The sequence below is a fragment of the Celeribacter sp. SCSIO 80838 genome, assembly GCF_056498065.1.
The window spans coordinates 520,703-533,434 of record NZ_JAZKMA010000001.1; the positions used below are offsets into that span (position 1 = coordinate 520,703).

12 protein-coding genes are annotated in these 12,732 nt (G+C 63.0%); 6 read left to right on the forward strand and 6 right to left on the reverse strand.

Annotated features, from left to right (window positions below):
* Positions 1 to 2 precede the first annotated feature (2 nt).
* Positions 3 to 839, forward strand: coding sequence for an ABC transporter permease (locus tag V1475_RS02475; RefSeq protein ID WP_479411483.1), 837 nt, complete (start codon positions 3 to 5; stop codon positions 837 to 839).
* A 1-nt stretch (position 840) separates the two neighbouring features.
* Positions 841 to 1,500, forward strand: a complete 660-nt coding sequence (locus V1475_RS02480) for an aspartate/glutamate racemase family protein (protein WP_479411484.1) — start codon at positions 841 to 843, stop codon at positions 1,498 to 1,500.
* Here V1475_RS02480 and V1475_RS02485 read toward each other — a convergent pair.
* From V1475_RS02485 to V1475_RS02500, 4 genes are read right to left on the reverse strand one after another with little or no spacing between them, the layout of a single operon-like run.
* The gene (locus V1475_RS02485; RefSeq protein WP_479411485.1) at positions 1,492 to 2,184 is read right to left on the reverse strand and encodes a TetR/AcrR family transcriptional regulator; all 693 of its coding nucleotides are present in this window, start codon (positions 2,182 to 2,184) and stop codon (positions 1,492 to 1,494) included. The two genes, V1475_RS02480 and V1475_RS02485, sit on opposite strands and share 9 nt — an antisense overlap.
* A gap of 2 nt (positions 2,185 to 2,186) precedes the next feature.
* On the reverse strand, positions 2,187 to 5,228 hold the full coding sequence (locus V1475_RS02490) for an efflux RND transporter permease subunit (protein ID WP_479411486.1): 3,042 nt from the start codon (positions 5,226 to 5,228) through the stop codon (positions 2,187 to 2,189).
* Positions 5,225 to 6,310, reverse strand: coding sequence for an efflux RND transporter periplasmic adaptor subunit (locus tag V1475_RS02495; RefSeq protein WP_434290068.1), 1,086 nt, complete (start codon positions 6,308 to 6,310; stop codon positions 5,225 to 5,227). Before V1475_RS02495 ends, V1475_RS02490 begins: the two co-directional genes overlap by 4 nt.
* Positions 6,307 to 7,365 carry an efflux RND transporter periplasmic adaptor subunit gene (locus V1475_RS02500; protein WP_479411487.1) on the reverse strand — a complete coding sequence of 353 codons (1,059 nt, stop codon included), beginning with the start codon at positions 7,363 to 7,365 and terminating at the stop codon, positions 6,307 to 6,309. Before V1475_RS02500 ends, V1475_RS02495 begins: the two co-directional genes overlap by 4 nt.
* 401 nt (positions 7,366 to 7,766) lie before the next feature.
* Between V1475_RS02500 and hemP the strand changes: the two genes are divergently transcribed.
* On the forward strand, positions 7,767 to 7,928 hold the full coding sequence (gene hemP / locus V1475_RS02505; RefSeq protein WP_434290065.1) for a hemin uptake protein HemP: 162 nt from the start codon (positions 7,767 to 7,769) through the stop codon (positions 7,926 to 7,928).
* A gap of 173 nt (positions 7,929 to 8,101) precedes the next feature.
* Positions 8,102 to 9,265 (forward strand): muconate cycloisomerase family protein, encoded by a 1,164-nt coding sequence (locus V1475_RS02510; RefSeq protein ID WP_479411488.1) that lies wholly within the window; start codon positions 8,102 to 8,104, stop codon positions 9,263 to 9,265.
* A 20-nt stretch (positions 9,266 to 9,285) separates the two neighbouring features.
* Here the strand turns inward: V1475_RS02510 and V1475_RS02515 are convergent, their stop codons facing one another.
* Together V1475_RS02515 and V1475_RS02520 are read right to left on the reverse strand one after the other, a co-directional pair.
* The gene (locus V1475_RS02515) at positions 9,286 to 10,176 is read right to left on the reverse strand and encodes a LysR family transcriptional regulator (RefSeq protein WP_479411489.1); all 891 of its coding nucleotides are present in this window, start codon (positions 10,174 to 10,176) and stop codon (positions 9,286 to 9,288) included.
* Positions 10,177 to 10,298: 122 nt separating this feature from the next.
* Positions 10,299 to 11,171 (reverse strand): dioxygenase family protein, encoded by an 873-nt coding sequence (locus tag V1475_RS02520; protein ID WP_479411490.1) that lies wholly within the window; start codon positions 11,169 to 11,171, stop codon positions 10,299 to 10,301.
* A 239-nt stretch (positions 11,172 to 11,410) separates the two neighbouring features.
* On the opposite strand from V1475_RS02520, the gene V1475_RS02525 reads away from it, so the two are divergent.
* Complete coding sequence (locus V1475_RS02525) at positions 11,411 to 11,821, forward strand: hypothetical protein (protein WP_479411491.1); 411 nt, start codon at positions 11,411 to 11,413, stop codon at positions 11,819 to 11,821.
* Entirely contained in the window at positions 11,818 to 12,660 is an 843-nt protein-coding gene (locus tag V1475_RS02530; protein ID WP_479411492.1) for an alpha/beta fold hydrolase, read from the forward strand. The genes V1475_RS02525 and V1475_RS02530 overlap by 4 nt, the downstream gene beginning before the upstream one ends.
* Positions 12,661 to 12,732: the final 72 nt, after the last annotated feature.

The window sequence follows — 12,732 nt, forward strand, 5'->3', positions numbered from 1 at the left end:
CCATGGAAAAGAAATCCAAATCCTTCTACCTGCTCACCGCCTTCTTCGGGCTGTTCATCCTGTTCCTCTACGGCCCGACGCTGACCATCGGCATCCTGTCGTTCCAAGGCCCCGGCGGCGGGCTTACGTTTCCGATGCAGGGCACTTCGCTCAACTGGTTCCGCGAGTTGTTTCAGGAACAGGCCGTAGGTGACATCTGGGGCAGTTTCCGCCGCTCCTTCGCGCTCGGCCTGATGGTCATGGTAACGACCGTTGTGGTCTCCGTCATGGGCGGCTTTGCCTTCCGCAAACGCTTCTACGGCTCCGGCATATTGTTCTATCTGATCATCGCCTCGCTGGTGATCCCCTCGATCCTGATCTCTTTGGGCGTCGGCCTCATCTTCAACCAGTTCGGGTTGAAAATTCACTGGGCCACCTCGGGGTTCGGCTCGCAGCTCACCTGGACCCTGCCCTTTGGCCTGTTGATCATGTTCGCCGTGTTCAACCGCTTTGACAAATCCTTCGAGGAAGCCGCCCGCGACCAAGGTGCCTCCCCTTGGCAAACCGTGCGCTATGTGGTTCTTCCGATCATCGCGCCCTCGCTGATCGGGGTGGGACTGTTTGGCTTTACGCTCTCTTATGATGAGTTCGCGCGCACGCTGTTGACCGCCGGGTCCTACAACACCCTGCCTCTGGAGATTTTCGGCATGACGACCAATGTGACCACGCCGGTGATCTATGCGCTCGGCACAATGACGACGCTGTTTTCCCTGCTGATCATCGGGGCGTTTCTCTTGACCGTCTGGGGCCTTGGCAAACGCCGGGCGCGGTTCGGGTCGGACGCGGGACAAGGGGTCTGAGGTGAAGCTCCTCTTTCTCAATCCGAATTCGACCGTGGCAATGACCGAGAGCGTCGTGACAACCGCACGGGCGGTCCTCCCGGAGGCGGAGATCCTCGGCTGGACCAATAGCGACGGCCCGCCCGCCATTCAGGGGCCCGAGGACGGCGACGCCGCCCTGCCCGGGCTTCTGGCGCTTTTGCCAAAGGCGCGGGAGGCAGGTGTCGAGGTCATCGTGATCGCCTGTTTCGACGATACCGGACTTGAGGAGCTGCGCGCCAAGGCACATTGCCCGGTGATCGGCATCGGACAGGCGGCCTATCACATGGCGCTCCTGATGGGGCAAAGCTATGGTGTGGTGACCACCATGGCCGGATCGGTGCCGGTGATCGAGGGCAACATCGAGCGGCTTGGGTTTGAGGGCGCCTGTCTCGGGGTCGTGCCGTCAAACATTCCGGTTCTCGACGTGGAAGAAGGCCGCCCGGACGTGCTTGAAAAGCTCTCCGACGAGATCAGGACCATGGGTGCACGCGGCGCGGGCAGTGTCATTCTCGGATGTGCGGGCATGACGACGCATCATGCGGCGCTGAGCCTGTCGACCGGAGTGACGCTGATCGACGGGGTGCGGGCCGCGACGATGCTGGCCGAGGCTCTGGTGCGGATGGGCCGCAGCTCAGTGTGATGCGCTCCAGGTCGCGTTGGCACGCAGCAGAAGACTGTCCTCTGCGGGTTGCGGCACCTCGACCGGAAGCGCGGCAATGGCCACGGAGGCCTCGTAACTCAACCCAAGCACCCGCAGCATCGCCGACACGAAGGCCGCGACATCGACCTCTTCGCCGTCCATCAAACGCCGCAACACCGCGATTGCGCCGCTTTCCATCAGGTCGAAGATCAGCCCCTCCGGGATCGGGCGGAACTCCCCGGCCTCAATGGCGCTCGACACGAAACCCGGCGCGGTTTCCTTCAACAGGTTCGAGAAACTGTAGCTCTGATGCCCGAGGCGGGCGGAGAATTCGAGGAAGAGCTTGTTCTGGCGTGCCACTTCGATGAAGGCGCGCAGGCCAAAGGCGACACGTTCGGCGGGCGGGCGGTCGAAATCGACCGAATCCTTGACCAGCAAAACCAGCTCGCGTTTGAGCATCACCCGCGCGGCGTCGAGCACATCCTCGATGGTGTCGAAATAATTGTAGAACGTGCCGCGCGACACCCCGGCCTGACGCACCACATGGTCGATCACCGTGCCGTTCAGCCCGCGTTCGGCAAAGACCATGATCGCCGCTTCGCACAGCCGCTCGCGGGTCTTTTCGCGGCGCGCCTGACCGATGCGGGTGCGGTGATCGAGAGGGGCGGAGCAGCCCTTGGTCATGCTCAGGCCTCCTTTTCGGGCTTCACGCCGAAGACAAGGCAATAGAGCGCGGGGGCGAACAGCAGGGTGATCAATGTCCCCGCGATGATGCCGCCCATCATGGCATAGGCCATCGGACCCCAGAACACCTGACGCGAGATCGGGATCAGCGCCAGAGAGGCGGCCGCGGCGGTCAGGAGGATCGGACGCGCACGGCTGTCCGAGGCCTCGAACACCGCCTGCCAGCGCGATTTGCCCTCGGCGCGCAGGTCCTCAATGGCCTGCACGAGGATGATCGAGTTGCGCATCAGGATGCCGATCAGGGCGAGAACGCCCAGAAGCGCGACGAAGCCCATCGGCGCATGGGCCGACAGGAGCGAGGCGACCACACCGATCAGGCCCAGAGGCGCGACGGCGAGCACAACGAACATCAGGCGGAAGCTCTGCACCTGCATCATCGTCAGCGTCAGCATGATCAGGATCATGATCGGCATCACCGCCATGATCGGCGCCTGACTTTCCGAACTGCTCTCGACCGTGCCGCCGACCTCGACCGAATAGCCCCGCGGCAGGGTCTCGGCAAAGGCCGCCACAGTGGGGGTAAGATCGGTGACGATGGTCGCCGGAAGATCGTCGGTGGCAATCGCCGCCTTGACGGTGATCACCGGTTCGCGGTCTTCCTGACGGATCATCGGCTGTTCGGTGACCCAATCCAGCGTCGCGATGGACGACAGCGGGATAGACACCCCGTCGGCATTGGCGAATTGCAGGCTTTCGAGGGCGGAAAGCGTCTGGCGGTCCTCATCGGCACCACGGATTTCCACATTGATCAGATCGCGGCCCTGACGGATCTGGGTCACGGTCGTGCCCTCGAAGAGCGAGGCCAGAACCCCCGCCACATCGGATTGCGTCAGCCCGAGTTGGCGCATCCGGGCCTGATCGAGATCGACCCGCACGACGCGGCTCGGCTCGTTCCAGTCGGGTGCGATGGAGATCAGCCGGTCATCGCTGGCCATCACGGCGGCGAAATCGCGGGCGTGATCGCGCAGCTCGGCATAATCCGGCCCGGAAATCCGGTATTGCACCGGCTTGCCCACGGGCGGCCCCAGTTCGAAGGTCTTGGGATAGAATTCCGTGCCGGGCTGAGCGTCGGAATAGGCGCGCACCTTGGCGATCAGACGGTCGCGCGCCTCCAGATCGGACGTCACGATCAGAAGCTGCCCGATGTTAGGACCAGGTGTCAGCGCTTCCAGCGTCAGGATCACACGCGGCGCACCGGTGCCGACATAGCTGGTCCAGTAGCTCACTTCGTCCTGCTGGCCGAGCCAGGTTTCGAACCCGGCGATGGCGCTGTCAGTGGCGTAAATGCTGGCATTCTGGCGCAGGGTCACATCGACCAGAACCTCGGGGCGGTCCGAGCTTGGGAAGAACTGTTGTTCGACCTTGCTCATGCCGACGACAGAGACCGCGAAGGCCAGAAAGGTGATCAGCACGGTGAGGATCCTGAACCGCATCGACAGGCGCAGCAGGTGATGGAAACGACGACGCAGCCAACCCGCTTCGCCATGTTCGTGTTTCCATTTCTTCGGCAGGAAGGTCGCGCCCAGCACCGGGGCGAAGAGCACCGCGACGATCCAGCTCAGCACCAGCGAGATCGCGATCACATAGAACAGCGTGCGGGTGTATTCCCCGGCGTTCGAGCTGTTGAGCCCGATCGGGATGAAACCCGCCGTGGTGATCAGCGTGCCCGTCAGCATCGGCCAGGCGATGGTGGTCCAGGCGTAAGACGCCGCCTTGTGACGGCTTTCGCCGCGTTCCAGCCGGGAGATCATCGTCTCGATGGCAATCATCGCATCGTCGACCAGAAGGCCCAGCGCGATGATCAGCGCGCCAAGGGAAATCCGTTGCAACGTGATGCCCATGATCTCCATGAAAACGAAGGTGAGCGCCAGCACCAGCGGGATCGTCAGGCTGACGACAAAGCCCGCGCGCACACCGAGCGACACGAAACTCACGGCCAGAACGATCACCACCGCTTCGATCAGCGCCTGCACGAAATGGCCGACCGACTCCTCGACCACCTTCGGCTGATCGGCGACGTGATACACGTCGATGCCGATCGGCAGGGCGGCGGTCAGCTCGGTCATGAGCGCGTCCACGGCCGAGCCGAAATCGAGGATATTGCCGCCGTCGCGCATACCGATCTTGAGCCCGATGGCGGGCTGGCCGTTGTAGCGGAACAGTTCGGAGGGCGGGTCTTCGTAGCCTTCGGTCACCTCGCCCACATCGGCGAGGGTAAAGAAGATATCGCCCGAGCGCAGCGGGGCCTGCGCCAGCGCCTCGGCACTGTCGAACTGGCCCGACACGCGCAGAAGGATGTTTTCCCCCTCTGTCGAAATCATGCCGGAGGACACGATCTCGTTCTGGGCCGAAAGCGACGAGAGCACGCTTTGCACCTCAAGCCCGAAGGCGGCGAGACGGCGGGAGGAGAATTCGATGCGGATCACCTGATCGCGGGTGCCGAAGAGCTCGACCTTGCCCGCGTTGTCGACTTTCTCGATCTCGTCGCGGATGTCCTCGACATAGTCCTTCAACTCCTCGGGCGCAAAGCCGTCGGCGGTGAAGGCATAGACGGTACCGTAGACGTCACCGAAATCGTCGTTGAAGGCAAAGCCTTGGAATTCCTGCGGGAACTCGCTTTGAATGTCCGACATCATCTGCCGGACCCGGATCCAGGACGGGGTGATCTGATCGGAGGGGATGTCGTCGCGCAGGTCGACATAGACCATGGCAATGCCGGGATAGGTGACCGAGCGCGTGCCGTCGAGCGCGGGCAGTTCCTGCAACTTGCGCTCGATGCGGTCTGTCACCTGCGTGACGGTTTCCTCGGCGGTGGCGCCCGGCAGGCTGGCGGTCACAACCATGGTACGGATGGTGAAGGCCGGATCTTCTTCGCGGCCGAGTTTCATGTAACTGAGCGCGCCCGCGACCACCGCCACGATCATCATGAACCAGATGAAGGAGCGATGCCCCAGCGCCCAATCGGACAGGTTGAACCCTTTCATTGCCGCCGCTCCCCGACCTTTTGGCCTTCTGCGAGCGCATGCGCGCCCCGCACCACAATCTCATCTCCCTCGGTCAGACCCGAGGCAATCACCACACGCGTCCCGATGCTCCGCCCGAGCGTCACCGGCATGAAATGGACAGTCCGTCCGGTCTCGCCCTTCCCGGCCTCAACCCGCCAGACGCCCGGAGCCTCATCCGTCCCCGCAATCGCGGTTTGCGGCAGGGTCATCACCGGGGCTGCGTCGCTGTCATAGGTCGCGGTGATCAGCGTGCCGATGCGGTAATCTTCCGGCGGATCGTCGAGGGTAAGCCGGAGACGGCGGGTCTCGAGGCTGGTCTCGGCCACCGGTTCGATCACGCTCAGGGTCGCCGCGACCGGGGCGACGCCGTCGGAGCGGTGCCGCACGATGAAACCGGCGTGATCCGGGATCACCATGGCGAAACTTTCCGGCACGTCGATGATCGCCTCGCGGCCCAGCGGGTCGGCCATTTCGACCACGCTCACGCCGGAACTCACCAAGGTGCCGGGTTCGACATCCGTGCTCAGGATGATGCCGTCGCGCGGCGCGCTCAGGTGGCCGTAGCGCGCCGCCTCTTCGGCCTGCGCCAGATCGGCGCGGGCGCTGTCGGCGTTGGCGGTCGCGGCATCGCGGGCGGCGCGAGCCGCTTCGATCTGGGCCCTGGTGGCGACATTGCGGGCGACGAGGGCCTCGACGCGATCATATTGCGAGAGGGCGAACTCCGCCTGCGCCTCGGCGGCGGAGAGCGCAGCCTGAGCCACGGCGACATCCTGGGCCAGCGTGATCTGGTCGAGCGTAGCGATCACCTGCCCCTCGGTCACCCGGTCCCCGGCGTCGACGTCGAGCGTCGCCAGACGCCCGCTGGTCTGAAACGCCAGCGCAGTGACGTCCTGTCCGCGGATCACACCGGAGAACTGGCGTTCCGCCGCCGGGTCGGAGGACAGGAATTCGGTGATGACCGGGCGAGGCGCCTCCGGCACGGTTGTCTCTTCGGCGACGCTTGCGTTGGCCGACAGGCAAAACGCGGTCGTCAGCATGATTCTCTGCAAAAGGCTCATCATTCCCCGCCCTCCAGTGCTTCGACCTGTCGCCCGTCATACAAGAGATGCGAGCCCGCCCCGACCACGACATCGCCCTCGCCCAGCCCCTCGGCGATGGAAATCATGTCATCCTCGTAGCGGTCGATGCGCACCTGTTTCAGCGCCACCGCGCCGGTCGCCGGGTCGCGCACCCAGACGGCGGGGCCGTCGACACTGCCGCTCAGGGCGGTCCAGGGCAACAGGATGCGCGGCGTCATGCGTAGGGCGACGCGCCCGGTGATCGAGGTGCCGATGGGAATCTCCGCGACCTTGTCCGCAGGGATGTCGGCGTGGATTTCCACGGTGCCGGTGTCGTTCAGAACCGGCAGAACCTCCGTCACCGTGGCCTCGAAGGCCGCAACCGGTCCCGCCGGGTCAAGTTCGAGCACATGGCCGCGCAGGGACGACAGCCCCGCCATATCGGGAGCAAGGAACACCGCCTGACGCTGGTCTTCGGGAGCAAGCTGAACGACGGTGGTCCCGGCGGAGACAACCTCCCCCAGATCGGTATAGCGTTCGATCACCGTCACGGCGCGGTCGGCTTTCAACTCGGTGTCCTCGAAGGCCTGTTCGGCGGTTTCGAGGAGGGCGCTGGCCTGATCGCGTTGCGCCTTGGCTTCGAGGTAATCCTGCTGCGCCTCATCATATTGGGCCTGCGTGCCGACGCCGCGATCCAGCATGGATTGCGTCCGGTCGCGGGCCTGAACCGCCTGCACGAGCGCGGCCTCGGCAGCGTCGAGATTGGCTTGCGCGGCATCGAGCTGGGCGACGATATTGGTCGGGTCGATGCGGGCGATCACCTCCCCTGCGGAAAAACGCTGTCCAACCTCGGCCGCAAGCATGTCGATCTGTCCGCCGCGCCGGAAGGAGGCGGGGAAACTGTCGGTGGCCTCGACCGAACCGATGACCCGCAATTCCTGCACCACGGGTTCGCTTTCTGCGGCGATCAGTTCGACCTTCAGAGGCGGCTCAGCCCCTCCGGCCTGCGGCAAGACCGCAAGCAAAAGCGCCACAAACATGTTCCGGTCCGCCATCATCGCGTTGCTCCGACTGTCACGAGGTTGTCTCGTGACATATGAGAATTGACACATTTGTCAACTTTGATCTGCTCTCACGCGCGCTGGGACACGGGTTTCCGTGTGAGCAGATGTCGAGCTTCGCCGTCTTGCGGCAAAATTCGCACAGTGTCGCAGATTTCAAGTTCACGGCAAAAATATCCCCACGAAAAAGTTGACAGAAAAACTCAGGCTTAATATCCAGAGCAAAGAGAACGGGAATGCCCCGTGAGTCGCGCAGTCGGCGCGGCCCCATGGCAAGCAGAGGCGGGAAACGCCCAGCCAGTCTTGGTGATCCTCAACCACGTGAAGCAATTCACCGCCAACCGAAAGGCAGGCGGATTGAGATGACTGATAAAGACACAAGCCCAAAGGCACCTGAAATGAACGCATATGTAACCTCGATGACCGCAGAGACCACGCAACTCCCGCCGCTCGACGCGCGCAGCCTGATTGCCGAAGGCAGCACCCGTCAGATCAATCTGGACGGTCAGATCTACACTCTGCGCATCACCCGCGCGGGCAAACTGATTTTGACGAAATGACCGGTCGGCGCGTCCAACGTCCTGTTTCGGCAGGTTTCCGTGAGCTCCGGGCCGCCCTGCGGTTCATCGCAACGATTCACCATCGCGGCTGAAACCACCCGGAAGTATCACCCGAGACCGGCAAGGTAATGGACCGATCCGTCGCGCTGCTTCATGCTGGTGACACATCAGACATGAAAGCCAAGACCTTGACCCGGATCGAACAGATTGAAGCGAAAATTATCGACGTGCCCACCATTCGCGGGCACGTTCTGGCGATGACCACGATGCTGGCCCAGTCCTTCGTACTGGTCCGCATCCGGTTCTCCGATGGCTCCGAAGGCATCGGTGAAGGCACCTCCATCGGTGGCCTGAGCTATGGTTCCGAGAGCCCGGAGAGCATTCGCTCCGCCATTCTCACCTATATCGCGCCGGTCCTGGCCGATCAGCCGGCGGACAATGTAAACGCCGCGATCCAGCGCATGGATATGGCCGTGAAGGGCAACAATATCGCCAAGGCGGCCGTGGAAATGGCGCTTTGGGACGGGCTGGCGCGGCGTCAGGGCGTGCCGCTGGCGGACCTGTTCGGCGGCGCGGTGCGGACGTCGATCCCCTGTGCCTGGACGCTGGCGAGCGGGATTTCCGCGAAAGACATCGACGAAGCCCATGAGATGCTCGACACCAAGCGGCACAACATCTTCAAACTGAAGATCGGCAAACGCCCGGTGCGCGAAGACATCGCCCATGTCGAAGCCATCGCCAAGGCGGTGGGCGACCGTGGCCAGATCCGCGTCGACGTCAATCAGGCCTGGTCGCTGCACGATGCGCGCTGGGGGCTTTCGGGGCTTGAGGACATCGGCTGCACGCTGGCCGAGCAACCTGTTGTCGGCAGCGACCGGGCGGGCATGGCGGAACTCACCGCCGCGCATCGCATTGCTGTGATGGCCGACGAGGGCCTGAGTGGGCCGACGTCGGCGATGGCCTATGCCTGTGACCGCGCGGCGGATGTGTTTGCCGTCAAGGTGGCGCAATCGGGCGGTTTGAAACGCGCGCGCGAGGTCTGCGCCATGGGCGAAGCGGCGGGGATCGGCCTTTACGGCGGCACCATGCTGGAAAGCGGCGTGGGCACGGCGGCGGCACTGCATCTCTTTGCCACGGTGGACCGGATGACATTTGGCTGTGAGCTGTTCGGGCCCTTGCTCTTTGCCGAGGAAATCCTTGCCACGCCGCTCAGCTACAGCGATTTCGAAGTGCATCTTCCCGAAGGGCCGGGCATCGGCGTGTCGCTGGACGAGGACAAGATCGCGCGGTTCGACCGCGACGGCATCCAGGGCGGGCTTCGGGCGGTCGGGGCGTAAGCCCCGCCTTCCCTCTTCGCTCAGAGCATCTTGCGCGCGACGGTTTGCGCGATCTTGATGAAATTCTTCACATGCACACCTTGTTCGTCGAGACGGTGGCTCACCGAGAGCGCCGTCTTGTCGAGCTCGGGCTCGATCGTGAGAAAACGAATTCCGTTACGCTTGCCGGTCGCGACCGAGGCCGGGACGATGCAAACGCCTTCGCCGATGGCCACAAGGCTCAGCGCAGTCTGAAGGTCCATGGTGAACACCCGCTTGAACTCGGTGAATCCCTTGCTCTCAAGATTGGACATCACGAAATCGGCGTAGCTCGGGCGCGGGAATTCCGGGTAGAGGATGATGTTCTGCCCACGGGCGCTCCCTGGATCGAACCGATCCCCCGGCCCCGGCTGGAACATGTCGGGCACAGCGGCGAGCAGCGCTTCTTCGGTCAGAAATCGGGTCTGGAACTCCGAGTCGACCAGCGCCGGACGGGCAAAGGCCACGTCGATCTCGCGGCGCACCAAAGCGCGGTGCAGCCGGGCGTTGTTCATCGGGAAGAGGCCAAGGTTCACCTCCGGGTAATGCGCGCGGTAGGATTTCACGATGGTCGGCAAAAGCCCGTAGGTCGAGGAGCCGACAAAGCCCAGACGCAACCGCCCCTCGGCGCCCTGCCCGATGCGACGGGCCTCCAGAATGGCGTCGTCGATCTGGGCCAGAATGGCGATCACACGTTTGTAGAGCTGTTCCCCCGCCTGTGTCAGCGTAATCGCATTGCGGCCCCGGTTGAACAGCAGGACGCCGATCTCCGTCTCGATCTGTTTGATCTGGCGGCTGAGCGGCGGCTGCGCCATGTCGAGCCGCTCTGCGGCGCGTCCGAAATGCAGCTCCTCGGCGACCGCCACGAAATATTTCATCTGCCGGATGTCCACGCCCGCTTCTCCCCTTAGGCTTTGTCTATGAAACCCGGTTTTTCAGACAAGCGAAAGCCCCCGCACATCGGCGGGGGCTTGGCATTGTGTCACAGCGGGGTGTCACAGCGGGTTTGCGCGGATTATTCCGCAGCCAGAGCCGCCACATCCGCCGCTTTCATCACGAAGTCGAAACGGACATAGAGATCGGTGTCGTAGTCGTCACCGGCCGGACGGAACTCGGCCACGAGGCTTTCCTTGACGGCGAAGACGCTGTCTTTTTCAAGGAAGTCGCTGGAGCTGTCGTAGACTTGGCTGACGAGGCTGCGGTAGCCGTCTTTCGCGATCATGAAGTGGATGTGGCCCGGACGGTTCGGGTGGTGACCCATGGCACGGATCAGCTCGCCTGCGGTCTCATCCGAGGGGATCGGATAGGGCACCGGACGCACGGCCTGGAACGCGAAGTGACCGTTTTCGTCAGTCATGAAGCGGCCACGCAAGTTGTAATCCGGCTGGTCCGGGTCGTGGTTTTCGTAGAGACCGTTCGGCGCATCTTCCCAGACGTCGAGCATCACGCCTTCGAGCGCGTTGCCGGCGACATCGCGGATATAGCCCTCGAAATAAACGGTTTCCTCGTCGTCGAAATGCTTCTGAATGGTGGACGAGCCTTTCGGCAGCACCGGCGGATTTTCACGATAGAACGGCCCGAGCACGGTGGATTCGCTCTCGGTACCGTCGATCGGGTGGGTCAGCATGTCGACCAGCACTTCGACGCCAAGGATATCGCCCAGAAGGATGAATTCCTGCCGTTTGTCATCGGTGATCTGACCGGCGCGGGCGAGGAAATCACAGGCATAGAGGAACTCGTGGTGCTGGATTTTCGCTTCGCGGCAGAAGTCGTGCAGGTGACGGATCAGACAGGTCATGATCTCGTGGTTGCGGGGCGTGATCGGCCCGTTTTTCCCCAGCGAGCCCAGAACGATCTCGGTTACATTCTCAATGGTCACATTGCGCATCTTGGTCCTCCTCAAAGCCTGGCGCGGCATATCAATCGCGGATGAAGACACCCGTCTTCAAAGCTGGGGTGGATGATTTCAGAGCCGACGCCCCGTTCCAATACGCATCCCGGTATCGGTCGATACCCGGAGGTCTCGACATGTCCCCGCGCGGTCGCGACCGCCCCGCAGGTATCGGGAGATACCCCTTTCGACATTGCTGAATGCCGCCCGCAAAAGCATGGTCTCCCGGAAAGACAATGATACGGGATGATGCAGAAATGCTCGACAAATGGACCGCCATGGGAGCCGCCCTTGAAGCGCGCGCCCATCTTCTCAGATTGGGACGGCTGTTTTCCGAAACGGTTCTGATTCAACTGGGCGAGGACGAATATTACCTCACCTTCGAGAAAGGCCATCTGGTCGATGTGACCCCCGGGCCGAGCCGCAAGACGCCGTGGCGTTTTGCGTTGCGCACCGATGCGGAGGCGCTCGAGGCGTTCTGGCAGCCGATCCCCGAGGCGGGCTTTCACGACGTGTTCGGCCTTGTGAAGATCGGGCGGGCGCGGGTCGATGGCGACATCCTCGTCCTCGTCAAAAACCTGCGTTTTTTCAAAGAATTCCTTGCCCTTGGCCGGGACACGACTTCGGGCATGGAGGTGTCGGCATGAGCGCGATTGATCCCATCGTCGGTCGGTATGTGACCGTCACCGTAAGCGGTCGCACCCACCGCATTTATTTCGAAGAGGCCGGTCAGGGCCGCCCTGTTCTCTGCCTGCATACCGCGGGCGCAGACACCCGCCAGTGGCGTCACCTGATGAACGATGCCGAAGTGACGGCGAACAATCGTCTGATCGCGTTCGACATGCCGTGGCATGGGAAATCCCTGCCGCCCGAGGGCTTTGAAACCGAAGAATACCTGCTGACCACCGAGTTCTATATCGAAACGGTTCTGGCCATTGTCGAGGCGCTCGGCTTGCAGACGCCGGTGCTGGCGGGCTGTTCCATGGGCGGGCGCATATCGCTTCAACTTGCCGCACTTCATGCCGACAGGTTCTCCGGCTTCATCGCCGTCGAGGCCTCCGATTTCCAACCGGCCTGGTACGACATCGACTGGTTCCACCGCCCCGACGCCCATGGCGGCGAGATGGGTGCGGCGCTGGTGTCGGCGAATATCTCGCCCTATGCGCCGAATGCCGAGCGGTGGAACACGCTCTGGATGTTCATGCAATCCGGGCCGGGTGTGTTCCGGGGCGATCTGTCCTTCTACACGAAAGACGAGAGCCTGATCCCCCGCCTGCCGCTGATCGACACGGGCAAAACCCCGGTGCATATTCTGGTCGGTGCCTATGACCTGACCTGTACGCCCGAGGATGCCCAGCGCACGGCGGATGCCATTCCCGGCGCGACCTGCGCCGTGATGGACGAACTTGGTCACTTCCCGATGAGCGAACACCCGGAAGGCTTCCGCCCGTTCTTCATCGACGCGCTGGCGAAGATGCCCGCGTAACTTCACCCAAATAAAACCACGCACAAACGTACGCGCGTCCGGAGACCCGGGCGCGCGTTTCCGTTCTGCCTC

What these genes read in the sequence shown, in the direction of transcription:
- V1475_RS02475 (WP_479411483.1), top strand. Translation starts at nt 3, where the DNA reads ATGGAAAAGAAATCCAAATCCTTCTACCTGCTCACCGCCTTCTTCGGG.
- V1475_RS02495 (WP_434290068.1), bottom strand. Translation starts at nt 6,310, where the DNA reads ATGATGAGCCTTTTGCAGAGAATCATGCTGACGACCGCGTTTTGCCTG.
- V1475_RS02525 (WP_479411491.1), top strand. Translation starts at nt 11,411, where the DNA reads ATGATACGGGATGATGCAGAAATGCTCGACAAATGGACCGCCATGGGA.
- V1475_RS02490 (WP_479411486.1), bottom strand. Translation starts at nt 5,228, where the DNA reads ATGAAAGGGTTCAACCTGTCCGATTGGGCGCTGGGGCATCGCTCCTTC.
- V1475_RS02485 (WP_479411485.1), bottom strand. Translation starts at nt 2,184, where the DNA reads ATGACCAAGGGCTGCTCCGCCCCTCTCGATCACCGCACCCGCATCGGT.
- hemP (WP_434290065.1), top strand. Translation starts at nt 7,767, where the DNA reads ATGAACGCATATGTAACCTCGATGACCGCAGAGACCACGCAACTCCCG.
- V1475_RS02500 (WP_479411487.1), bottom strand. Translation starts at nt 7,365, where the DNA reads ATGATGGCGGACCGGAACATGTTTGTGGCGCTTTTGCTTGCGGTCTTG.
- V1475_RS02520 (WP_479411490.1), bottom strand. Translation starts at nt 11,171, where the DNA reads ATGCGCAATGTGACCATTGAGAATGTAACCGAGATCGTTCTGGGCTCG.
- V1475_RS02510 (WP_479411488.1), top strand. Translation starts at nt 8,102, where the DNA reads ATGAAAGCCAAGACCTTGACCCGGATCGAACAGATTGAAGCGAAAATT.
- V1475_RS02530 (WP_479411492.1), top strand. Translation starts at nt 11,818, where the DNA reads ATGAGCGCGATTGATCCCATCGTCGGTCGGTATGTGACCGTCACCGTA.